The following is a 23,016-nucleotide window of genomic DNA, read 5'->3' as shown; positions in this document are numbered from 1 at the left end:
GAACTTAGAACTTATTATGAAAAAACTCCTATTTATAGATCGTGATGGAACAATGATATTAGAACCATCAGATTACCAAGTTGATAGTTTCGAAAAACTAGAATTCTATCCAGAAGCATTTACTTATTTAGGTAAAATTGCTAAAGAATTAGATTATGAATTAATCATGGTAACAAACCAAGATGGCTTGGGAACAGAAGCACATCCAGAAGAAAAATTTTGGCCAATTCAAAATTTTGTAATTAAAGCTTTTGAAAATGAAGGTGTAAAATTTGAAGCAGTATATATTGATAAAACATTTGCCAAAGAAAATGCACCAACAAGAAAACCAAATACAGGCTTATTAACACAATATATCAATAATTCAGTTTACGATTTAGCAAAATCTTTTGTTATTGGAGATAGAATAACAGATGTTAAATTAGCTCAAAATCTTGGAGCAAAAGGAATTTTTATTGCGAACGATGAAGCATTGGGAGCAAATGAAATTTCAAAAAATGAAGATTTAAACGATACAATTGCATTAAAAACTACTTCTTGGAAAGAAATTTATGAATTTCTAAAATTAGAAAATAGAACTGCATCTATCAAAAGAAATACCAATGAAACAAAGATAAAAATCGATTTGAATTTAGACGGAACAGGGAAATCAGACATTTCGACTGGAATTCATTTTTTTGATCATATGCTAGACCAAATTGCTCGTCACGGACAAATGGATTTAAAGATAAAAGTGGATGGAGATTTAGAAGTAGATGAACATCATACAATAGAAGATACCGCAATTGCTCTTGGCGAAGTATTTTCATCGGCTTTAGGAAATAAATTGGGTATCGAACGTTATGGTTTCGCTTTACCAATGGACGATTGTTTAGCTCAAGTTGCTATTGATTTTGGTGGAAGAAATTGGTTGGTTTGGGAATCAGATTTTAATCGTGAAATGATTGGACAAATGCCAACAGAAATGTTTTATCATTTTTTCAAATCATTTACTGATGGAGCAAAAGCTAATTTGAATATTAAAGCAGAAGGAATAAATGAGCATCATAAAATAGAAGCTATTTTTAAAGCTTTTGCAAAAGCCATAAAAGTTGCTGTAAAACGTGATCCAGATAAAATGATTTTACCAAGTACTAAGGGAGTGTTGTAAGTGATTATGTGTTTAAGTTAATCAGTTTTTAAGTTTCTGAATAAAATTACTTAATCAAATACATAACAACTTAAGCACTTAATAACATTTCAACTTAAAATTAGAAAAAATGATTGCTATAATAAAATACAATGCAGGAAACACAAAATCAGTTCTGAATGCTGTAGCAAGGTTAGGTTACGAAGCAGAAATAACAGATGATTTTGAAAAAATAAAAAATGCAGAAAAAGTTATTTTCCCTGGAGTAGGTCATGCTGCTTCAGCAATGAAATATCTAAAAGAAAGAGGATTAGATCAATTAATAAAAAATTTGAAGCAACCAACCTTAGGAATATGTTTAGGACAACAATTAATGTGTGAGTTTTCTGAAGAAGGAAATACAGAATGTATAGGAATTTTCCCTGTACAAGTAAAATTATTTCCACCAACAGAAATTGTTCCTCAAATGGGTTGGAATAATATTTATGAATTAAAAAATTATTTATTGAAAAATGTTGATGAAAATTCTGATATCTATTATGTACATAGTTATTACTGTGAATTATCTGAATATACAATCGCTAAAACAGATTATATTTTAGAATATTCTGCTGCATTGCAAAAAGATAATTTTTATGCTACACAGTTTCATCCCGAAAAATCTGCTGGAATAGGAGAACGTATTCTACAGAATTTCCTAAGTTTATAGAAGATAATAAATTATTTTTTTAATAGATTCTAAATAAACGATTGATATAAATTAACACACATGAAAAAAACAATTTTTACTTTACTAACAGCATTTTCTTTTTTACAATTGTCTGCACAAGAAAAAGTCTATTTTACATCAAATCCATCATTTAGTCCAGATGCAAAAACCATTTATTTTAGTTACGATAGTGACATTTGGAAAGTTGATGCTAATGGAGGAAATGCAACCAGAATAACAGCATTAGAAGGAGAAGAAACAAATCCTAGAGTTTCTCCAGATGGAAAATGGCTCGCATTTAGTTCAAACCAATATGGTAATTATGATGTTTATGTAATGCCTATAAATGGAGGACAAATAAAGCAATTGACTTTTCATCAAGCGAAAGATGATGTAGAAAGCTGGAGTTGGGATAGTAAAAATATTTATTTCACATCAAACCAAAATAATAACTTCGGAAGTTTTAAAATTGCTTTAGATGGAGAAACACCACAACCATTGTTTACCAATTATTTTAATACAACAAATGGATTAGTAGAAACACCTTCTGGAGAATATATTTTTACAAATTCTACAGAAAGTGCAAATCAAGTTGCTCGTAAACGCTACAAGGGAGAAAATAATCCAGATTTATTAGCGTATAATCCAAAAACAAAAGCATTTAAACAATATACAGATTATAGAGGAAAAGATTTTAATCCTACAGTTGATCAAAAAGGAATTATTTATTTTATTTCTGATGAAAATAACGGAGAATATAATCTTTATAAAATAGAAAATGGTAAAAAAGAAGCTTTAACAGCCTTTGATACATCAATTAAAAAACCTTTTGTTGCAGCAAATGGTTCAAAAGTGATTTTTGAAAAAGATTATCAATTGTTTGTTTATGATGTTAATACAAAAACAAGTAATCCAGTAACAATTAATGTTAATACAAATAAAATAATAGATAAAGAACAAAGTTTTAGTACAGCTGATGAGGTTTCATTTTTTGATGTTTCTCCAGATGGAAAGAAAATAGCATTTGTAAGTCGAGGAATTATTTTTGTTTCTGATATAGAGGGAAAATTCGTTAATAAAATTACAGATGGAAAAGAACGAGTTCTAGAAGTAAAATGGTTAAAAGACAATCAAAATTTAATTTTTAATCAAACTTACAAAGGATATCAAAATTGGTTTAAAGTTGCAGCAAATGGAAAAGGAAGATCAGAGCAATTAACATCAGATACAAGAAATAATAGAGATATCACATTTAATCATGATTTATCACAAGCGGTTTATTTAAGTGGACGAGATGAAGTAAGATTATTGGATTTAAAATCATTTAAATCATCTACTATTGTTAAAGATGAAATTTGGGGATTTCAAAATTCTAAACCATCATTTTCTCCAAATGATGAATATGTTTTATTTTCAGCTAAGCGAAATTTCGAATTAGATATATTTATACATAATATCAAAAAAAATAAAACAATTAATCTTACAAACACTGGCGTATCCGAGGAAGATCCGACTTGGTCTCCTGATGGTAAATACATTTATTTTGCAAGTGATAGAACTAATCCTTCTTATCCATTAGGAATGCAAAAATCTAATATTTACAAAGCATCTTTAGATTGGTTTGATGAAGCTTATAAATCTGAAAAATTTGATAATCTTTTTGTAGAAGAAAAAAAGGTTGAGAAAAAGGAAAAGAAAGAGGAGAAAAAAGAACTTAAAGAATTAACTGTAAATCCTGAAGGATTTTTGGAACGAATAGAAATGGTTACAGATCGATTCGGATATCAAACAAATCCATTTCTTTTTTCCGATGATAAAAAACAATATTTATTTTATAACTCAAACCAAGACAATGGAAAATTCCAATTGTTTAGAAATGTAACTTCTGATTTTGAAGAGAGCAAAACAGATAAAGTTTTCGCAAAAGGAGCTGATTATATTATTAGAAATGATAAAAATTTATATGCTTTAATTGATGATAGTGTGTATAAATTTGGTATTAGTTCTACAAATCCAGAAAAAATAAATCTTAACTACAGTTTTGATAAAAATTTATCTTCAGAATTTACACAAATGTATGATGAAGCTTGGGCTGGAATAGAAGAAAATTTCTACGATGAAAATTTTCATGGAGTTGATTGGAAAGCTAAAAAACAACAATATGCAACTTATTTACCATTTGTAAATAATCGTAATGATTTAAGAATATTATTAAATGATTTATTAGGAGAATTAAATTCTTCTCATTTAGGTTTTTCTTCGTCTGGAAAAGAAGAAGATAAACGATTAAATTATTTTACAAATGAAACAGGCTTAGTATTCAAGAATGATCAACCATTTGTTGTTGATAGAATTGTAAGAAAATCTCCTGCATTTCTTAAAAATGTAGATATAAAAGAAGGCGATGTTTTAATTGCTGTGAATGATCAGAAAGTTGATGAAAAAATAAATAGAGATTTTTATTTTACTACACCTAAAAAATTGGATGAATTAAAATTAGAATTTAATAGAAATGGTAAAACAATCACAACTAAAATTCATCCAATAGCAAATTATACATTTAGAGGACTTTTATATGATGAATGGATTTATGAAAATCGTCAACGAGTAAAACAATTGAGTAATGATAGAATTGCTTATTCGTACATGAAAAACATGACTTCTCCAGAATTGGATGCTTTTTTATTGGATATGGTAGAACAAGAAAATAAAAAAGAAGGTGTAATTCTTGATTTACGTTTCAATACAGGAGGAAATGTTCATGATAAAGTTTTAAACTTTTTAGCGCAACGTCCATATTTACAATGGAAATATCGTGAAGGACAATTAACAGTACAACCAAATTTTGCTCCTTCAGGTAAACCAATTGTATTATTAATTAATGAATATTCATTAAGTGATGCAGAAATGACTTCTGCAGGATTCAAAGCACTTAAATTAGGTAAAATAATTGGTCAAGAAACCTATCGTTGGATCATTTTTACATCAGGGAAAAGTTTAGTAGATGGTTCTTTTTATAGAATTCCTGCTTGGGGAACATATACATTAGATGGTAAAAATTTAGAGAAAACAGGTGTTTCTCCTGATATATATATCAAGAATACATTTATGGATCGTTTAGAAAATAAAGATCCTCAGCTAGAAAGAGCTGTTCAAGAAATATTAAAAGAAATTAAATAATTAGTTTTAAGGCTTAAGATTTTAATATGTAAGTTGTTAATTTACTTGTGTGTTAAAATCTTTATTTCTTAAGTCTAAAGAATCAAAATATAGTGATGAGAATTATACCTGCAATAGATATTATAGAAGGAAAATGTGTACGTCTTTCTCAAGGAGATTACAATACAAAAAAAATATACAACGAGAATCCTTTAGAAATTGCAAAAGAATTTGAGGAATATGGAATTGAATATTTGCATTTGGTCGATTTAGATGGAGCAAAATCCAGCCAAATTATTAACTATAAAACATTAGAATTAATTGCAACAAAAACAAATCTGAAAATAGATTTTGGAGGAGGAATAAAATCGAATAATGATATCCGAATAGCCTTTGAATCTGGTGCAAATCAAATCACAGGAGGAAGTATTGCTGTACAAAATCCAACTTTATTTAATGAATGGATTTCAGAATATGGTAGCGAAAAAATTATTTTGGGTGCGGATGCTAAAGATAGAAAAATAGCAACGCATGGTTGGCTAGAAAGTTCTGAATTGGATGTGATAGAGTTTATAAAAGAATACCATACAAAAGGTATCGATTATGTGATTTGTACAGATATTGCTAAAGATGGTATGTTACAAGGAACATCGAATGAATTGTATCAGGAGATTTTAACAAATGCTAATATTAAATTAATTGCTTCTGGAGGTGTTTCTTCAATTGATGATTTAATAAAAGTAAAAGAATTAGGTTGTGAAGGAGCTATTCTTGGTAAAGCAATTTATGAAGGTAAAATAGAGTTGAAAGAAGTAGTTAAGTTATTCGTTTAGTATGTTTTTAGGTTTATAAATTGATATTTAACTGAACCAAATAGCTACTTAAAAACTTAATTACTGATGACTTAAAAATATAAAAAAGGTGTTAAAAAAAAGAATTATTCCGTGTCTTGATATCAAAGATGGAAGAACGGTAAAAGGGATAAATTTTGAAGGTTTACGAGATGCTGGAGATCCAGTAGAGTTAGCCAAAAAATATGTTGATGAAGGAGCAGATGAATTGGTTTTCTTAGATATTACAGCAACGCAAGAAAAACGAAAGACATTAGCAGAAATGGTAAAACGAATAGGAGAAGCAATTAATATTCCTTTTACTGTTGGTGGAGGAATAAACTCTGTCGAAGATGCTTCTATAGTTATTAATGCTGGTGCAGATAAAGTATCAGTTAATTCATCTGCTGTAAAAAATCCACAACTTATTTCAGAATTAGCAGCTCAATTTGGATCACAATGTGTTGTTGTAGCTGTAGATACAAGAAATGTGGATGGAACACAAAAAGTTTTTGTGAGTGGAGGAAAAATTGAAACAGATTGGAAAACTTTAGACTGGGTAAAAAAAGTTGAAGAACTTGGGGCAGGAGAAATATTATTAACATCAATGGATGGTGATGGAACGAAAGCTGGTTTCAAGATAGATATTACTAAAGCTGTTGCTGATATGGTTAATTTACCTGTTATTGCATCTGGTGGAGCAGGAAAAAAAGAACATTTTTCTGAAGTATTTACTCAAACAAAAGCGAATGGAGGATTGGCTGCAAGTATTTTCCATTTTGGAGAAATACCAATTCCAGAATTAAAAAATTATTTAAAAGAACAAAACATACCAATACGATGAATATTGATTTTACAAAAAGCAATGATGGATTAGTTCCTGTGATTATTCAAAATTATTTGAATAATCAAGTTTTAATGCTTGGTTACATGAATCAAGAAGCTTTTGATAAAACAAAAGAAATAGGAAGAGTTACTTTCTTTTCTCGTTCAAAAAATAGATTATGGACAAAAGGAGAAGAATCAGGTAATTTTCTAGAAGTAAAATCAATTGCTATTGATTGTGATAATGATACTATTCTTATTAAAACAAAACCTTATGGACCAACATGTCATACAGGAGCAATAACTTGTTTTAAAGAAGAATCGAACAGAGGATTTGTTTATGAATTAGAACAAACGATAAATGATCGTATTGATTTAGATGATGATCCAAACTCTTATACCAATAAATTATACAAACGAGGAATTAATAAAGTTGCTCAAAAAGTTGGAGAAGAAGCGATAGAAGTTGTAATTGAAGCAAAAGATAATAACGATGATTTGTTTTTAAATGAATCAGCAGATTTACTTTATCATTATCTTATTCTATTAAAAGCAAAAGGTTTTAAATTAGAAGATGTTGAAGATATTTTGAAAAGTAGAGAAAATGCTCCTCGAAGAGATAGTTAAAATAAAAAGGATTGCTTTAGCAATCCTTTTATGTTTGTTTTTAACTTTTTAATTAAAAATAAGTAATATGTATATTTATTATCAATTAGATATAAAATAAAATGACCTTTCTCATGAAATGAATATAAAATCTAAATGTTTAGAATAATTATAAATAATATATTATTTTTGACATCCAATTAATAGTTGGTCTAAATAACAATTATAAAAAATGAAAAAATTATTTATAACTCTAGTTTTGCTTTCTTCTTTCATAAAAGCACAAACAAATACATTATTAAATGCAGATTTCTGGAAAGCAAATCCAACGATAGCAGTTGTTAAAGAAGAAATCTCTAAAGGGAATAATCCAGCACAACCAAATGGAGGTAATTTTGACCCTACAACTTTAGCAATTAATAATAATGCATCATTAGATGTTATAAAATATTTAGTAGAACAACCAGGTAATAGTGTAAAGAAATCTACACACGATGGTAGACAATACATTCATTGGGCTGCAATGAGAGGGAATTTAGAAGCAATTAATTATTTAATAGCTAAAGGATCTGATGTGAATAAAACTGATGATAAAGGAGCAACTCCGTTAGCTTTCGCAGCTGGTTTTGGTCAAATAGATCCTGCTATATATAAAGCATTTTTTGATGCAGGAGTAAATCCAAAAGAAAAATATAGTAATGGTGAAACAATTTTATTTAAAGCTATAGGAAATGATAAAGATTTTAAATTAACAGAATATTTACTTTCTAAAGGATTATCTTTAAAAGATGTAGATAATAATGGGAATACTCTTTTTGATTATGCAGCTATAAATGGAAATGTAGAGTTATTAAAATCATTAGTAAAAAAGGGTGTAAAACCAACAAATGGTGCATTGATATATGCTTCAAGAGGAACTCGTTTTGCAGCTAATACATTAGATACTTATAAATATTTAGTTGAAGAAGTAAAATTAGATCCAAAGACTAAAGGTACAAATGGAGAAAATGTTTTGCATAATATTGTTAGAAAAAAAGACCAAGCTGATGTAATTAATTATTTTATTGGAAAAGGGGTAGATGTTAATGCTACAGATAATGACGGTAATAATAGTTTAATGATCGCTTCTTCAACAAATAATTTAGATGCTGTAAAACAAATTTTAGCTAAAACTAAAAATATTAATACTGTTAACGCAAAAGGTGAATCAGCATTATTTGCAGCAGTTCAGAAAGGTTCTCCAGAAGTTGTTTCTTATTTAATTCAAAACGGAGCTAAAACTGATCTTAAGGCAAACGAAGGAAATTTAGGAGTTTACTTAATTCAATCGTATAGAAAACAAAATGCAAAAGATTTTGAACAAAAACTAGCTATTTTAACTAAAGCAGGTTTAAATCTTTCTACACCACAAGCTGATGGAAGTACATTATACATGACAGCAGTTACAAAAAATGATCTTGATTTATTAAAATTATTAGCACCTTTAAAAATTGATGTTAATGCACAAAACTCTGATGGAATGACAGCCTTACATCGTGCAGCTTTTGTAGCACAGGATGATGCTGTATTAAAATATCTTTTATCTATTGGAGCGAAAAAAGATCTTAAAACAGAATTTGATGAAACTGCTTACGATTTAGCAAGTGAGAATGAATATTTAAAAGAAAATAATATATCAGTTGAGTTTTTAAAATAATACAACTGTAAATAAAAAAAACATACAATGAAATCTATTTTAAAATTAACATTTGTAACATTATTTTTAGCTCTATCATCTTTTGGATTTGCACAAAATGCAAAATACAAATGCATGTTGCAATTAAAAAACTATAAAGGTGAAGGTGCTTACGTAGTAGTTTCTTTAGTTGATGCAAAAGGTGCTTACGAAAAAACATTATACATCATGGGTGCTGATAAGCAATGGTACAATGGTTTCAAACAATGGGATAAATTCAACAAAAAGAAAAAAGAAAAGTTGAGTGGAATTACGGGAGCTTCTATTGGAGCAGGAGATCGTAGTATCACAACTTTTGCAATAGATGAATCTAAATTAAACAAAGGATACAAATTACGTTTTGAATCTGCTGTAGAAGATGGAGAATATCATGTTTCTGATGTAGAAATTCCTTTAACAACAGCAGCTTTAACTCAAAAGGCAGAAGGAAAGGGGTACATAAGATACGTGAAATTAACGAAAGCTCAATAAGGAATTTCATCATGATTTTATCAATTTGGCGCTATGCTCATCTTACTTTAGCATATATATCATTTCTATTTATAACAATGACTTCTATTACAGGAGTCATTTTGTCATTTCGACCTATAGAGCAAAAACTTCATCCTTATAAAGTAGAACAATTCAATACAATTTCTTTAGCTGAAACTTTACCTATTTTACAACAAAAATATGGAGATTTAACAGAGTTGAGTATTGATAAAAATAAATTTGTAACATTAGAAGGTTTTGATGAAGACGGAAATGATTTTAAATTTTATGTTGATCCAAGAACAGGAGAAAAATTAGGCGATCCTATAGAGAAGAGTGAGTTTATGAACTCTGTAATAACTCTTCATCGTTCATTATTTTTACATGAAACAGGTCGGGTTATAATTGGAGTAATGACTTTCTTGCTATTTCTAATTGCTGTTTCTGGATTAGTATTAATTATAAAAAGACAGCAAGGATTTCGACATTTTTTTGCTAAAATAAATAAAGAATATTTTTCACAATATTATCATGTTATTTTTGGGAGAATTTTTCTTATTCCAATTATTATAATAACATTCACAGGAGTTTTTATGGTTTTAAATCGATTTGATTTAATTCCTAAAAATGAAAAATTAAATACAGAAATTACTTCATCTGTAAATGAAAATACAAAGAGAATTTCCTTAAAAGATTTTTCATCATTTAAGGAAATAAAATTAGTTGATGTTAGAAAAATAGAATTCCCTTTTGATCGAGAAGATCCTCAAGAGTTTTATAAAATAACAGTCACAGGACAAGAGTTTATTATCAACCAAATTAATGGAAAAATAGAAGCTCAAACTCCTTTTTCTACTGCGCAAGCATTGCTTCGATATAGTAGTAAATTACACACAGGACACGTAAATATAGTTTGGGCAGTAATTTTAGCAATCTCTTGCTTTAGTATTTTATTTTTTATTTATTCTGGTTTCGTTATCACATTCAAACGCACAAAAACAAAAATAGCTAAGAATAAATTCAAATCAAATGAAGCCGAAATTATACTTCTTGTAGGTTCAGAAAATGGCGCGACTTTAGGTTTTATAGATAAAATTCAAACACAATTATTGGCGAATGGTAAAAAATCATTTGTTACTCAAATGAATCAATACGAAGTGTATCCCAATGCGAAACAATTCATAGTTTTTACATCTACATACGGAATAGGTGATGCACCAACAAATGCTAAAAAATTTGAAGAATTAGTCAGTAAATTTCCACAACAACAAAAAGTTGATTTTACAGTGGTTGGTTTTGGATCTCGTTCTTATAAAGAATTTTGTGCTTATGCTTATAAGGTAGATAATTTATTAGAAAAGCAGGAATGGACGAATCGTTTATTGAATATTGTAACTGTAAATGATAAATCACCAGAAGAATTTACAACTTGGGTAAAAGAATACAAAGAAGCTACAGATATTCCTTTAGCTACAACACCAGCAATGTATGTAGGAAAAGCTCCTAAATTAAAAAACATGAATGTTTTTTCATTAACAAAAATTACTGATGAAGATGCTACATTTAATGTGACATTATCTGTAAAGGAAAAATTTAAATCAGGAGATTTATTGGCAATATATCCTGCAAATGATCATCGAGAAAGATTATATTCAATCGGAAAAGTTAATAATAAATTACAATTGGTAGTTAAGTTACACGAGTTTGGTTTAGGTTCTCAATACTTACATCAACTAGTAGAAGGAGCTTCAATCAAGGCACGTATTGTAAAGAATAAAGCTTTTCATTTTCCTAGTAAGGCAACAAAAGTTATAATGATAGCAAATGGAACAGGAATAGCTCCATTTTTAGGAATGATAGATGAAAATAATAAAAATGTAGAAACACATTTATATACAGGTTTCAAATATCATAATTCCATTACAAAGAACTACGAATCATTTGCAAAAGAACAAATCAATAAAAATCATTTAGCGAAATTTAATATTGCATTTTCTCGTGAAGAACAAAAGCAATATGTTATGGATTTGGTAAAACAAGATGAACGTTTTTTTGCTGAAACTTTACAAAATGGTGGAATTATAATGATTTGTGGAGCTTTAGCAATGCAACATGATATTGAAAAAGTTTTAGAAATTATTTGTCAAGAACATTTAGCAAAAACATTTGAAGAATTTAAGATGAATGGACAATTTTTGACTGATTGTTATTAATTTATATAATGATTAATTCGAATTAAATTTCTTCATGAAACTTAACTTAAAAAAATACATATTCACTTTTATACTATTGTACACTCTAGTTCCGATAAATGCTCAAGTTATCGGAATTAGAGATACAATTTTAATGGGAAGTAAATTCAAAATCACATTGGTTGATAATGATTCTATCTCTGTTGAAAAAAATATCAACAAAGCGATTGATGAAATGATAAGGATAGAGAAATTAATTTCCGATTGGATACCAACATCTCAAGTTTCTTTAGTGAATCAAAATGCAGGAATAAAACCGATAAAAGTTGACCAAGAAGTTTTTGAACTTACCGAACGAGCAATTTATTTTTCTGAAATTACAAAAGGAGCTTTCGATATTAGCTTTGCTGCAATGGATAAAATTTGGAAATTTGATGGTTCAATGGATACAATGCCATCAAAAGCAGATATCGAGAAAGCAATAAAAAATATAGGCTATCAAAATATAATTTTAGATAAATCAAACTCGACTATTTTTCTAAAAAAACCTGGAATGAAAATAGGTTTTGGTTCTACAGGAAAAGGTTATGCTGCACAAAAAGCTAGAGAATGTCTTACACATTTTGGAATAAAAGCAGGGATTATTGATGCTTCTGGTGATATGACTACTTGGGGAACTCAACCCAATGGTAAAGCTTGGAAAATAGGAATTACAAATCCTTTTCAACGTTATAAAATGGCAGATGTTTTAGGAATGAAAAATGCTGCTGTAACAACTTCTGGTGATTACGAAAAATTTATTTTAATCGATGGTATTCGCTATTCACACATTATCAATCCCAAAACAGGCATGCCGTCTACTGGGCTTACAGGAGTAACTGTAATTGGTCCAAATGCCGAATTGTGCAATGGTTTTAGCACTTCAATTATGGTTCTTGGAAAAGAAAAAGGTTTGGAATTGATAAACCAACAAAAAGAATATGCAGCTTTGTTAATTACAGATCATGGTAGAATCATCAAGTCTAAAAATTACCGAAAAATTAAAAAAAATCTTCTAAAATAAATAAATTTTAAATTTTTATTTTGGCGTTGCCTGCTGCTCGTGCTTTCCATTTCAATCTTTTATATTAAAATATTAGTCAATATTATCTTGTTGGTATAGAATGGTTTGAATTTCAATTACTAACGCTTTATCATGCTTGTTTTATCTAGAAATATATAAATTGATAATTACTCAATAATGAGTATTTATCAAAAAAATATGTGATAAAACAGAAAAATGGATTCATTTTTGTGATTAATTACTCGAAACTATTAAAAACAAAATACTATGAGTGATTTAGAATTCGAAGGAAAATGGAATCAATTAAAAGGAGCTGCAAAACAAAAATTTGGAGAGTGGTTCGGAGATGATGAAACTGCAACAGATGGAAAATTTGATGATGTTGTTGGTAGAATTCAAGAAAAAACAGGAAAGTCAATTGACGAAATTAAGGATACATTAAAAAGCTGGATTGTATCGGAAGACGAAAAATCCAACGATAAAAATGCATAATATGCTTAATGAAAGAAGGCTAAGATAAACTAATCTTAGCCTTCTTTTTTTATTTCAATTTTATACGATTTATTGCAACGCAACGCAAAGCACGGCACGAAGTGATTGCTCAAAAAAAGAGATTAGTTTTAAAATCATTTTCTATAATCTTTATTTTTTCGTTGAATAGACAAGTTTTTAATTTGTAATTTTGCTTTATGTATTTGAAAGAACTTAAGGCAAGACAATTCAAAAATTTTGATGAAAATAATTTCGAATTTTCATCGAAAATAAATGCTTTTGTAGGACAAAATGGAAAGGGAAAAACAAATGTGTTGGATGCAATTCATTATTTGGCCTTGAGCAAATCTTATCTTAATCATTCTGATGCGATGAACATACAGTTCGAACGTGATTTTTTTACATTAGAAGGAACGTTTGATAAAAATGAATCTGATGATGTGATTTTTTGCTTGGTTCGTTCTGGACAACCAAAGCAATTAAAACGAAATTCAAAAACTTACGATCGTATTTCTGATCATATTGGGCAATATCCCTTGGTGATGATTTCCCCTTATGATAGCGATTTGATAAAGGAAGGAAGCGAAGTTCGTAGAAAGTTTTTGGATAATATAATTTCTCAATCCAACAAACAGTATTTAGCAGATTTAATACGCTATAACAAAGTACTTATGCAACGAAATGCTTTGTTGAAATATTTTGCGGCAAATAATACATTTGATCCAACTTCATTGGAAATTTATGATGAAGAATTGATTCATTTAGGTAAAAACATTCATGTTGTTCGTAAGGAATTTGTAGGAACATTTTTGGATGCTTTCTTGAAATATTACAATGAAATTTCTGAAGGACGCGAGCAAGTGAATATAGAATATGTTTCACAATTAAATGATTCGCCTTTTGAAACAGTACTGAAAGATGCTTTGTACAAAGATCGTTCTGCTCAGTATTCTACAGCAGGTATACATAAAGACGATTTATTATTTACGATAACAAATTATCCCATAAAGAAATTTGGTTCGCAAGGACAACAAAAATCTTATTTAATTGCATTGAAGTTAGCACAGTTGGAAGTGATAAAAAAATCATTAAATATTACGCCATTGTTGTTATTGGATGATATTTTTGATAAATTAGATGAACATCGTGTAACGCAATTGGTGAAATTGGTGAACGAAGAACGATTTGGACAAATATTTATTACAGATACACATCCAGAAAGAACAGAACAAATTATAAAACAAATAAATGCTGAAAGTAAGGTTTTCCGATTATGAAAAAGTATGAAAAGCGAAGTAATCAGCAAACTTTAGGTCAGGCATTAGAACATTTTATAAAACAAAGTGGAAAAGAAGAGCTGATTTGGGAAGTGAAAGCAGAAGAAGCTTGGTTTGCTGTGATGGGAAAGTTTTTTGAGAAATATACAGATCGAGTTGAGGTTCGTCAACGTATTTTGTATGTAAAAATAAATTCACCAGCGATGCGACAAGAATTATTGATGGGGAAATCTAAAATTATTGCAAATATTAATGAAGAAATAAAAAAAGATTTTCTTGTTGATGCTAAAATTTATTAGAAATGCCATATATCCAAGAATCTAGCTATCCAAAACCAACATTACTTAATAGAAATTCTCATTTTTCTACCATATATCCTTCAAAATTTAAACAATATCCTATTCCAAATTATACAAGGGAAAAAATAACTACAGCAGATGGTGATTTTTTGAACTTAGATTGGAGAAAACAATCAAACAAAGAAAAATTAGTTATTCTTTTTCATGGTTTAGAAGGAGATTCGAAGCGAACTTACCTTAATTCTTGTTCTGATTATTTTTACGAAAGAGGATATTCTATTCTTGCCTGGAATCATAGATCTTGTGGGGGAGAAATGAATGCAACATGTAGGTTATATCATCATGGTTCTATTGATGATGTAGATTGTGTGGTACAAAAAGCATTGAAAGATGGCTACAAAGAAATAGTATTACTTGGTTACTCGATGGGAGGAGCTATTATTTTGAATTATCTTGGTGCTTATGCAATAGATAAAAGAATAAAATGTGGAATTATTTTTTCTGCACCACTTTCTTTAACTTCTTGTTCGGATACTTTGAAAAAAGGATTTAATAAAGTTTATTTCAAGAATTTTGAACGAACACTTGTTCCTAAATTCAAAGAAAAAGCAAAACAATTTCCAGGTCAACTGAACGAAGAAATGTTGGATAAAATAAAATCTTTTGATGAGATAGATGAATATTATACTGCTCCATTGCATGGATATTCTTCCAAAGATGATTATTATGAAAAAGCTTCACCTTTGACAGTTATTCATCAAATAAAAACACCTTGTTTGATTGTTAATGCACAAAATGATCCTTTTTTAGGAGAAAAATGTTTTCCTGTCGAGATGTTCCGTCAGCATAAATTTTGCACATTCGAAATGCCAAAATTTGGAGGACATTGTGGTTTTCCATTAAAAAATAATAAATATTCTTGGGCTGAAATAAGAGCACATCAGTTTGTAGAAAGTATATCGAAGTAAAATAATAAAAGCGTTGAAATTTCAACGCTTTTGTTATTTTTTATTCTATTGATTTAATAACCAAATCGTCTTAAATCATTTTCTTTACTTCTCCAGTCTTTTCTAACTTTTACAAAAAGTTTTAAGAATACCTTTTTATCGAAGAATTTTTCTAGTTCTTCTCTCGCTTCTTTTCCTACTTTTGATAAAGATTCTCCTTTGTGACCAATAATAATTCCTTTTTGAGAATCGCGTTCTACATAAATTTCAGATTCAATAGAAATTAGATGTAAATCTTCTTTAAATCTTTCTGTAACAACTTCTACAGAATAAGGAATTTCTTTTTGATAATTTAATAAAATCTTTTCACGAATCACTTCATTTACAATAAAACGTTCCGAACGGTCAGTCAATTGCTCATCTGGATAATATTGTGGACCTTCAGGAATAATTGCTTTTATTTTATTGATTAACAAATCAACATTAACATTTTCTTTTGCTGAAATTGGTAAAATTTCTGCATTTGGTAAAAGTTCATGCCAGTATTCAACAGCTTCATTCAGACGATCAGGTGTAGCTGTATCAATTTTATTTAATAATAAAATGATTGGAGTAGATGTTTTTTGTAAACGTTCAAAAACTTCTTCGTTTTTTAATCGTTTTTCACCTATTTCAACAACATAAAGAATAACATCAGCATCAACTAATGATTCTTTTACAGCATCCATCATTTTAGTCTGTAATTCGTAGGCTGGATCCAGAACTCCTGGAGTATCCGAAAAAACTATTTGATAGTCTTCCCCTGTCAAAATACCTTTTATACGATGACGAGTTGTTTGTGCTTTGTGAGTCGCAATCACAAGACGTTCTTTCATCAACATATTCATTAAAGTAGATTTACCGACATTTGGATTGCCAATAATATTTACAAAACCGGATTTAAATTTCTTTTCGTCTGACATGATGCAAATTTAGTTATTTTATTGTTTATAAATATAGATATCATTTAGATTAATATCAATAATTAAAAATACATTAGAATTACTTTTAGTGTTTGTTTCATTTATAAAATATGATTAATTTCATATTGCATTACGGAAAAATATAATCATTAAAAATTAAAACAAATGGAAAAAGTAGAGTTAATCGAAAAGGAAGACGTAAAAAAATACAAATTTTTAGATGCTTACAAAGAGGATGTTGAACTACAAACAGAGAAATTAAATGGTGCTGTAAGATTAGGAAATGAATTTAAATCGAAGGCTTATATAACATTTCAAACAGAACAAGGTCCTAAGAAAATAGAAACAACAGTATGGTCTGTTACTGATAAATTCTTACAAATAAAAAATGGAGTTTTAATTCCTTTAGATTCATTAATAAATGTTCAATATTAAAAATATTTATGAGAACAGAACCACAATTTGTTTATAAACTAAATCCGTAGTTTGTCTACGGATTTTTTTATTGTGTTAAAGTATGAAATGCTTCTTCAAGATTACTATATTGTCCTCTAAACTCTTCTATCGTTTGATCAGCAATTACTTTACCCTTATTTAATAAAATAACACGAGAACATAAAGCTTCTACTTCTTGCATGATATGAGTAGAAAGAATAACAGTTTTTTCTTTTCCAATTTCTCGAATTACGTCACGGATTTCTAAAATTTGATTAGGATCTAAACCATTTGTAGGTTCATCTAAAATTAAAATTTCAGGACTAGAAATAATAGCTTGTGCTAAACCTACACGTTGTTTATAGCCTTTTGATAATTGTTGAATTTTTTTGTGTTTTTCTTTAGTTAATCCAACTTTTTCGATGACTTCATCAATTTTTGTTTTAGGAACTTCTCTAACATTTGTAACAAATTCTAGATATTCTTTTACATACATTTCCATATATAATGGATTATTTTCTTGTAAAAAACCGATCATTTTTTTTGTTTCAATAGGGCTATTCGTTACATGAAAATCATTAATTAAAATATCTCCAGTATCTGGATTTATAGCATTAGTAATACTTTTCATTAGTGTTGATTTTCCTGCTCCATTAGGACCTAATAGACCAACAACTTCACCATTTTTTATAGAAAATGAAACTTTATCTAAAGCCAATTGATTACCGTATTTCTTTGTTAAATCTTTAATGATTATTCCCATTTGATGAAAAATTTTGATAAAATTAATGAAAAAGATTTGCTTGTTTAAAAAAATATTCTGTAGATTTGTTCAATAATTTGAAAATCAAGAATGACAACATTTAATTATTTTAACACATTTTTCTTTTACTTTTTTGGGTATTATCCGAAAGAGCAGGGACTGTGTTTTCATAATTGATTGTTAGAATGATATTAAGATAAATTAAAGTCCCGCGTTTGTGGGACTTTTTTTTTGCCAAAAAATATGGAAAAAAGAGTTGCAATACAAGGTTACATTGGTTCTTATCATCATGAAGCTGCTAATAATTATCTAGGAAATGATATAGAAATAGTAGAATGTGATACATTCAAAACTTTAGCAAAATCACTTGCAAAAGGAAAAGTTGACCAAGCTGTTATGGCGATAGAAAATACAATCGCTGGTGCTATTTTACCAAATTACGCTTTGCTTACAAAGTATAATTTAAAGATTGTTGGAGAGATTTTTTTATCAATTCAACATCAATTAATGGTAAAAAAAGGAAGAACTATAGAAGATATTCAAGAAGTTCGTTCACACCAAATGGCAATTTTACAATGTGATAAATTTCTTGAAAAACATCAAACTTGGAAAGTTGTAAATGATATAGATACAGCACTGACAGCAAAAGATATTATTGACCAAGATTTACATAATGTAGCTGCAATTGCTTCAAGAAAAGCAGCAGAAGTTTATGGATTGGATATATTAGAATCTAGTATACAGACATTTCAAGATAACTTTACTCGTTTTTTTGTATTGCAGCGAGAACACAATGATTACGAAGATTTCAATAAAGTATCTATGAGGTTTTCTGTTTCTCATGAATCTGGAGCTTTGGTTGATGTTTTGAATAAAATTGCAGAATGTGGTATAAATATGGATAAAATACAATCTGTTCCAATTATAGAGAAACCTTGGGAATACTCTTTTCATATCGATATTACATTCGAAAAGAAAGAACAATATTATGCATTACTTGGAAAAATTGCACGAAAATTAACTGATTTAGAAATATTAGGAGAATATAAACTGGGAAAAAAATGATAGTAGAAGCCCAACGATTACAAAGTGTACAAGAATACTATTTCTCGAAAAAATTACAAGAAATAGCAAATATGAAGACAGATATTCCAGTAATTTCTTTAGGAATAGGAAGTCCGGATTTACAACCTCATTCTTCAGTAATTGAAGAATTGATTAATGTATCACAAAGTGGAGTAAATGGTTATCAAAGCTATCGTGGAATTCCAGAATTAAGAGAAGCAATGGCATATTTCTACAAAAATAAATTTGATGTAGAAGTTGATCCTTCAACAGAAATATTACCATTAATGGGATCAAAAGAAGGAATAATGCATATTTCATTAGCTTTTTTAAATGAAGGTGACAAAGTTTTAATTCCTAATCCTGGTTATCCAACTTATTCGTCGGTAACAGAATTGGTACAAGCAAAACCATTATTTTATGATTTGAAAGATGAAAATAACTGGTTACCAGACTTCGATCAATTAGAAAAGTTAGCAGAACAACAACCAAAGATTATGTGGGTTAATTATCCTCATATGCCAACAGGAGCAAAAGCAAGTAAAGAAGTCCTAAGGAAATTGGTTGAGTTTGGAACAAAACATAATATACTAATTGTAAATGATAATCCTTACAGTTTTATATTGAATGATGAGCCTACAAGTATATTATCTATAGAAGGAGCAAAGGATATTTGTATTGAGTTAAATTCACTAAGTAAAACCTTTAACATAGCGGGGTGGCGTGTTGGAATGGTAATAGGAAAAGAATCTTTAATTAATTCTATTTTAAAAGTAAAATCGAATATGGATTCTGGGATGAATTTTGCAATCCAAAAAGCTTCTACAAAAGCTCTTTTAGTTGATGATAGCTGGTATACTGGTTTAACTAAAATATATAACGAACGAAGAGAGATCATATGGCAAATAGCAGATTTGTTAAATGTAGAATATAATCCAAATGCTGTAGGAATGTTTGTTTGGGCAAAATTACCAGAAGGAGAAAAAGATGATAAAGCATTTATAGATAAAATACTTTATGATAAAAAAATTTTTATAACTCCAGGAAGTATTTTTGGAAGTAATGGAGAAGGATTTATTCGTTTTTCTCTTTGTGCACCAATCGAAAAATTAATAGAAGTAAAAAAACGATTAGAAAAATGAAAACTATTTCGATAATAGGTTTAGGATTAATAGGAGGATCTTTTGCTTTAGCTCTAAAAAAAGTTGGAATAGCTGAAAATATAATTGGTGTAGACCAAAATGAAGTACATCAAAAAGAAGCCTTAGAATTGGGCATTGTAGATGAAGTTGTTTCTTTGGATAGAGCGATACAAATTTCAGATTTAATTGTGATAGCTGTTCCCATTAATGCGATTCAGAATGTATTACCAGAAATTTTAGATAAAATAAGAGATAATACAATTGTGATGGATATGGGATCTACTAAAGCAGGAATTTGCAGAAAAGTTCTTAATCATCCCAAAAGAAAACAGTTTGTAGCTACACATCCTATTGCAGGAACAGAAAATTCAGGACCAAAAGCAGCATTCGCAGAATTATTTTTGAATAAGGTAGCTATTTTATGTGATGTTGAACAAAGTGAGATTGATGCAGCTAATAAAGTAAAAAAAATATATCAATCACTTTGGATGAATGTAAAAACTATGTCATCAGAAGCGCATGATTCGCATATAGCTTATGTTTCACATCTTTCTCATATTACATCTTTTGCGTTAGGGCAAGCTGTATTGAAGAAAGAAAAAAATGAGGAAGCAATTTTTGATATGGCAGGTTCAGGATTCGAGTCAACAGTTCGCTTAGCAAAAAGTTCACCAGATATGTGGACACCAATTTTTATTCAAAATAGAGATAATTTGTTAAAAGCAATTGATGCTTATCAGATAGAAATATCAAAAATTAGAAAAATGATTGATGAAAAAGATGAAAAAGATATTCATCAATATTTAAAGAATACAAACGATATACGTAGAATATTAAATAAGAAATAAATAATACTATCAAATAATAATTGATAAACCTTAAATTTGTAGAAATTATGGAAATTAATAACTGGATTAAAGAATACGAGAAACCAATGATAATTGCTGGTCCTTGTAGCGCTGAAAGCGAAAAACAAATGATGACAATCGCAGAAGACTTAGACAAAGACTATGTAAAAGTTTTTCGTGCTGGAATCTGGAAACCTCGTACAAAACCAAACTGTTTTGAAGGAGTAGGTGCAATTGGTCTTAACTGGTTAAAGAAAGTTAAAGACGAATTCGGGATGAAAATCGCAACGGAAATTGCGAATGCAAATCATGCGAAATTAGCATTAGAATATGATGTTGATGTTTTATGGATTGGAGCTCGTTCTACAGTAAATCCTTTTACAGTTCAAGAAATAGCTGAAGCTTTACGCGATACAGATAAAACAGTTTTAGTAAAAAATCCAGTAAATCCAGATTTAGATTTATGGATTGGAGCTTTAGAGCGTTTAGAAGGGCAAGGAATTAAAAATTTAGGTGCTATTCACCGTGGTTTTTCAACATACAAGAAAACAAAATACCGTAATAATCCACAGTGGCAAATCGCTTTAGATTTCAAAAATAAATTACCTAATGTTCCAATCATTTGTGATCCATCTCACATTTGTGGAAACAGAACAGGATTATATGATGTTGCACAACAGGCATTCAACTTCGAATACAACGGGTTAATGATTGAAACACATAACAATCCAGATGAAGCTTGGTCTGATGCTGCACAGCAAATTACACCAGCTCGTTTATTAGAGATTTTAAAAGATTTAGAGATTCGTCAATCAGATGATAAAGATGCAATCTACAAGTCTGCAATTGATAATTTACGTCATCAAATAGATGAGTTAGATACAACAATCTTAGATTCTATTGCACAACGTATGAAAGTTTCTAATTCAATCGGAAATTTGAAAAAAGATCATAACGTAGCTGTTTTTCAACCAGATCGTTGGAAACAAATCAAAGATAACTCTGTAAAAGCAGGTGTTTCTTTAGGTTTGTCTGAAGATTTTGTAGATAGACTTTTACAAGCAATCCATCAAGAGTCTGTTGCACAACAGAATCAAATTATGGGGAAAAAATAAAATATATTGAAAGGAATTGTAATAAAATCAACTGGTAGTTGGTATCATCTTCTTACGGAAGATGGTACAACTTTCCAGGCTAGAATTAGAGGAAAGTTTAGAATAGCAAATATCAAACATACCAATCCTATCGCTGTTGGAGATGAGGTTGATTTTGAAATTGACAAAGATGATATTGCTGTAATTACGAATATTCATGAGCGTAAAAACTATATTATTCGTAAATCAGTTAATTTATCAAAAAAGACACATATTATTGCTTCAAATATAGATGTTGCTTTTTTGGTTGTAACTCTTTCTAATCCTAAAACATCTTTTGGTTTTATAGACAGATTTTTAATTACTTCTGAAGCGTATCACATACCTGTTGTTATTTTATTCAATAAAATGGATGCTTACACGGAGGAGCAATTAATAGATTTAGAACTATATAAATCTATTTATGATTCTATTGGTTACGAAAGTATTGATATTTCTGCTGAAACAGGTCTTAACTTAGATTTAGTAAGAGATAGAATGAAAGGAAATGTAAGCTTAGTAGCTGGTCACTCTGGTGTTGGTAAATCAACTTTACTAAATACTTTAAATCCTAATTTGAATTTAAAGACTCATGTGGTTTCTGATTTTAATAGTAAAGGACAGCATACAACAACATTTGCACAAATGTATGAATGGCCATTTGGTGGTTTTATTATTGATACACCAGGAATCAAAGAATTTGGATTAGTCCATATAGATAAATCGGAATTACAAGGATATTTTCCTGAAATATTAGAACTTAAATCTGATTGTAAATTTGATAATTGTATTCATGTGAATGAGCCTAAATGCGCAGTTAGGGATGCTGTAGAGGAGGGAGAAATAGCAATTTCTAGGTACGAAAATTATCTTACTTTTTTAGAAGAAGATATATATAAAGATTAAAATAAAAAAAAATCAAGCTTTTAAAGCT

Annotated in this window: 22 protein-coding genes; 20 read left to right on the top strand and 2 right to left on the bottom strand. The window is 29.0% G+C overall.

What is annotated here, in order from left to right; genetic code table 11:
• Positions 1-16 precede the first annotated feature (16 nt).
• The 14 genes from hisB to RT575_RS10520 all read left to right on the top strand — a co-directional run bounded on the left by hisB (position 17) and on the right by RT575_RS10520 (position 15,755).
• The gene (hisB, locus tag RT575_RS10585) at positions 17-1,150 is read left to right on the top strand and encodes a bifunctional histidinol-phosphatase/imidazoleglycerol-phosphate dehydratase HisB (RefSeq protein ID WP_313580734.1); all 1,134 of its coding nucleotides are present in this window, start codon (positions 17-19) and stop codon (positions 1,148-1,150) included.
• Positions 1,151-1,259: 109 nt separating this feature from the next.
• Entirely contained in the window at positions 1,260-1,838 is a 579-nt protein-coding gene (hisH, locus tag RT575_RS10580; protein ID WP_313580733.1) for an imidazole glycerol phosphate synthase subunit HisH, read from the top strand.
• A 60-nt stretch (positions 1,839-1,898) separates the two neighbouring features.
• Positions 1,899-5,018 (top strand): S41 family peptidase, encoded by a 3,120-nt coding sequence (locus tag RT575_RS10575; RefSeq protein WP_313580731.1) that lies wholly within the window; start codon positions 1,899-1,901, stop codon positions 5,016-5,018.
• Between the two features lie 95 nt (positions 5,019-5,113).
• Positions 5,114-5,830 carry a 1-(5-phosphoribosyl)-5-[(5-phosphoribosylamino)methylideneamino]imidazole-4-carboxamide isomerase gene (gene hisA, locus RT575_RS10570; protein ID WP_313580729.1) on the top strand — a complete coding sequence of 239 codons (717 nt, stop codon included), beginning with the start codon at positions 5,114-5,116 and terminating at the stop codon, positions 5,828-5,830.
• Positions 5,831-5,918: 88 nt separating this feature from the next.
• A complete protein-coding gene (gene hisF, locus RT575_RS10565; protein WP_313580728.1) occupies positions 5,919-6,671 on the top strand; it encodes an imidazole glycerol phosphate synthase subunit HisF in 753 nt (250 codons plus the stop codon).
• Positions 6,668-7,279: a bifunctional phosphoribosyl-AMP cyclohydrolase/phosphoribosyl-ATP diphosphatase HisIE gene (gene hisIE, locus RT575_RS10560; RefSeq protein ID WP_313580727.1), complete on the top strand. Its 612-nt coding sequence runs from the start codon at positions 6,668-6,670 to the stop codon at positions 7,277-7,279. Before hisF ends, hisIE begins: the two co-directional genes overlap by 4 nt.
• Before the next feature lie 211 nt (positions 7,280-7,490).
• Entirely contained in the window at positions 7,491-8,954 is a 1,464-nt protein-coding gene (locus RT575_RS10555; protein ID WP_313580725.1) for an ankyrin repeat domain-containing protein, read from the top strand.
• 27 nt (positions 8,955-8,981) lie between these two features.
• Positions 8,982-9,464 carry a DUF2271 domain-containing protein gene (locus RT575_RS10550; RefSeq protein ID WP_313580723.1) on the top strand — a complete coding sequence of 161 codons (483 nt, stop codon included), beginning with the start codon at positions 8,982-8,984 and terminating at the stop codon, positions 9,462-9,464.
• 11 nt (positions 9,465-9,475) lie between these two features.
• Positions 9,476-11,677: a PepSY domain-containing protein gene (locus tag RT575_RS10545; RefSeq protein WP_313580721.1), complete on the top strand. Its 2,202-nt coding sequence runs from the start codon at positions 9,476-9,478 to the stop codon at positions 11,675-11,677.
• 34 nt (positions 11,678-11,711) lie between these two features.
• Positions 11,712-12,719 (top strand): FAD:protein FMN transferase, encoded by a 1,008-nt coding sequence (locus RT575_RS10540; RefSeq protein ID WP_313580719.1) that lies wholly within the window; start codon positions 11,712-11,714, stop codon positions 12,717-12,719.
• A gap of 267 nt (positions 12,720-12,986) precedes the next feature.
• Positions 12,987-13,211, top strand: coding sequence for a CsbD family protein (locus tag RT575_RS10535; RefSeq protein WP_313383421.1), 225 nt, complete (start codon positions 12,987-12,989; stop codon positions 13,209-13,211).
• Between the two features lie 197 nt (positions 13,212-13,408).
• Positions 13,409-14,488, top strand: coding sequence for a DNA replication/repair protein RecF (gene recF, locus RT575_RS10530; protein WP_313580717.1), 1,080 nt, complete (start codon positions 13,409-13,411; stop codon positions 14,486-14,488).
• Positions 14,485-14,787 (top strand): DciA family protein, encoded by a 303-nt coding sequence (locus tag RT575_RS10525; protein ID WP_313580715.1) that lies wholly within the window; start codon positions 14,485-14,487, stop codon positions 14,785-14,787. The genes recF and RT575_RS10525 overlap by 4 nt, the downstream gene beginning before the upstream one ends.
• 2 nt (positions 14,788-14,789) lie before the next feature.
• Positions 14,790-15,755 carry a YheT family hydrolase gene (locus tag RT575_RS10520; RefSeq protein WP_313580713.1) on the top strand — a complete coding sequence of 322 codons (966 nt, stop codon included), beginning with the start codon at positions 14,790-14,792 and terminating at the stop codon, positions 15,753-15,755.
• 53 nt (positions 15,756-15,808) lie between these two features.
• On the opposite strand, the gene era is transcribed toward RT575_RS10520, so the two are convergent.
• Complete coding sequence (gene era / locus RT575_RS10515) at positions 15,809-16,696, bottom strand: GTPase Era (RefSeq protein WP_313383427.1); 888 nt, start codon at positions 16,694-16,696, stop codon at positions 15,809-15,811.
• Between the two features lie 165 nt (positions 16,697-16,861).
• Here era and RT575_RS10510 point away from each other — a divergent pair, with 165 nt between their 5' ends.
• On the top strand, positions 16,862-17,131 hold the full coding sequence (locus tag RT575_RS10510) for a hypothetical protein (protein WP_313383428.1): 270 nt from the start codon (positions 16,862-16,864) through the stop codon (positions 17,129-17,131).
• Positions 17,132-17,198: 67 nt separating this feature from the next.
• Here RT575_RS10510 and RT575_RS10505 read toward each other — a convergent pair whose 3' ends face one another.
• On the bottom strand, positions 17,199-17,894 hold the full coding sequence (locus tag RT575_RS10505) for an ATP-binding cassette domain-containing protein (RefSeq protein WP_313580711.1): 696 nt from the start codon (positions 17,892-17,894) through the stop codon (positions 17,199-17,201).
• A gap of 243 nt (positions 17,895-18,137) precedes the next feature.
• On the opposite strand from RT575_RS10505, the gene RT575_RS10500 reads away from it, so the two are divergent.
• Genes RT575_RS10500 through rsgA form a run of 5 tightly spaced genes read left to right on the top strand, consistent with a single transcriptional unit; the run spans position 18,138 to position 22,988 of the window.
• Positions 18,138-18,959, top strand: coding sequence for a prephenate dehydratase (locus RT575_RS10500; RefSeq protein WP_313580709.1), 822 nt, complete (start codon positions 18,138-18,140; stop codon positions 18,957-18,959).
• A complete protein-coding gene (locus RT575_RS10495; protein ID WP_313580708.1) occupies positions 18,956-20,101 on the top strand; it encodes an aminotransferase class I/II-fold pyridoxal phosphate-dependent enzyme in 1,146 nt (381 codons plus the stop codon). The genes RT575_RS10500 and RT575_RS10495 overlap by 4 nt, the downstream gene beginning before the upstream one ends.
• On the top strand, positions 20,098-20,949 hold the full coding sequence (locus RT575_RS10490; protein ID WP_313580706.1) for a prephenate dehydrogenase: 852 nt from the start codon (positions 20,098-20,100) through the stop codon (positions 20,947-20,949). Before RT575_RS10495 ends, RT575_RS10490 begins: the two co-directional genes overlap by 4 nt.
• Positions 20,950-20,996: 47 nt before the next feature.
• Positions 20,997-22,064 carry a bifunctional 3-deoxy-7-phosphoheptulonate synthase/chorismate mutase type II gene (locus tag RT575_RS10485; protein WP_313383437.1) on the top strand — a complete coding sequence of 356 codons (1,068 nt, stop codon included), beginning with the start codon at positions 20,997-20,999 and terminating at the stop codon, positions 22,062-22,064.
• A gap of 6 nt (positions 22,065-22,070) precedes the next feature.
• On the top strand, positions 22,071-22,988 hold the full coding sequence (gene rsgA / locus RT575_RS10480; RefSeq protein WP_313580704.1) for a ribosome small subunit-dependent GTPase A: 918 nt from the start codon (positions 22,071-22,073) through the stop codon (positions 22,986-22,988).
• Positions 22,989-23,016: the final 28 nt, after the last annotated feature.

Origin of the sequence: Chishuiella sp. (assembly GCF_032109125.1) — a bacterium.
Lineage (GTDB): Bacteria > Bacteroidota > Bacteroidia > Flavobacteriales > Weeksellaceae > Empedobacter.
This window is presented reverse-complemented; position numbering and strand designations above follow the sequence as displayed.

Coding starts and splice junctions, on each gene's coding strand:
- hisB (WP_313580734.1), top strand. CDS start 17: ATGAAAAAACTCCTATTTATAGATCGTGATGGAACAATGATATTAGAA.
- hisH (WP_313580733.1), top strand. CDS start 1,260: ATGATTGCTATAATAAAATACAATGCAGGAAACACAAAATCAGTTCTG.
- RT575_RS10575 (WP_313580731.1), top strand. CDS start 1,899: ATGAAAAAAACAATTTTTACTTTACTAACAGCATTTTCTTTTTTACAA.
- hisA (WP_313580729.1), top strand. CDS start 5,114: ATGAGAATTATACCTGCAATAGATATTATAGAAGGAAAATGTGTACGT.
- hisIE (WP_313580727.1), top strand. CDS start 6,668: ATGAATATTGATTTTACAAAAAGCAATGATGGATTAGTTCCTGTGATT.
- RT575_RS10555 (WP_313580725.1), top strand. CDS start 7,491: ATGAAAAAATTATTTATAACTCTAGTTTTGCTTTCTTCTTTCATAAAA.
- RT575_RS10550 (WP_313580723.1), top strand. CDS start 8,982: ATGAAATCTATTTTAAAATTAACATTTGTAACATTATTTTTAGCTCTA.
- RT575_RS10545 (WP_313580721.1), top strand. CDS start 9,476: ATGATTTTATCAATTTGGCGCTATGCTCATCTTACTTTAGCATATATA.
- RT575_RS10540 (WP_313580719.1), top strand. CDS start 11,712: ATGAAACTTAACTTAAAAAAATACATATTCACTTTTATACTATTGTAC.
- RT575_RS10535 (WP_313383421.1), top strand. CDS start 12,987: ATGAGTGATTTAGAATTCGAAGGAAAATGGAATCAATTAAAAGGAGCT.
- recF (WP_313580717.1), top strand. CDS start 13,409: ATGTATTTGAAAGAACTTAAGGCAAGACAATTCAAAAATTTTGATGAA.
- RT575_RS10525 (WP_313580715.1), top strand. CDS start 14,485: ATGAAAAAGTATGAAAAGCGAAGTAATCAGCAAACTTTAGGTCAGGCA.
- RT575_RS10520 (WP_313580713.1), top strand. CDS start 14,790: ATGCCATATATCCAAGAATCTAGCTATCCAAAACCAACATTACTTAAT.
- era (WP_313383427.1), bottom strand. CDS start 16,696: ATGTCAGACGAAAAGAAATTTAAATCCGGTTTTGTAAATATTATTGGC.
- RT575_RS10510 (WP_313383428.1), top strand. CDS start 16,862: ATGGAAAAAGTAGAGTTAATCGAAAAGGAAGACGTAAAAAAATACAAA.
- RT575_RS10505 (WP_313580711.1), bottom strand. CDS start 17,894: ATGGGAATAATCATTAAAGATTTAACAAAGAAATACGGTAATCAATTG.
- RT575_RS10500 (WP_313580709.1), top strand. CDS start 18,138: ATGGAAAAAAGAGTTGCAATACAAGGTTACATTGGTTCTTATCATCAT.
- RT575_RS10495 (WP_313580708.1), top strand. CDS start 18,956: ATGATAGTAGAAGCCCAACGATTACAAAGTGTACAAGAATACTATTTC.
- RT575_RS10490 (WP_313580706.1), top strand. CDS start 20,098: ATGAAAACTATTTCGATAATAGGTTTAGGATTAATAGGAGGATCTTTT.
- RT575_RS10485 (WP_313383437.1), top strand. CDS start 20,997: ATGGAAATTAATAACTGGATTAAAGAATACGAGAAACCAATGATAATT.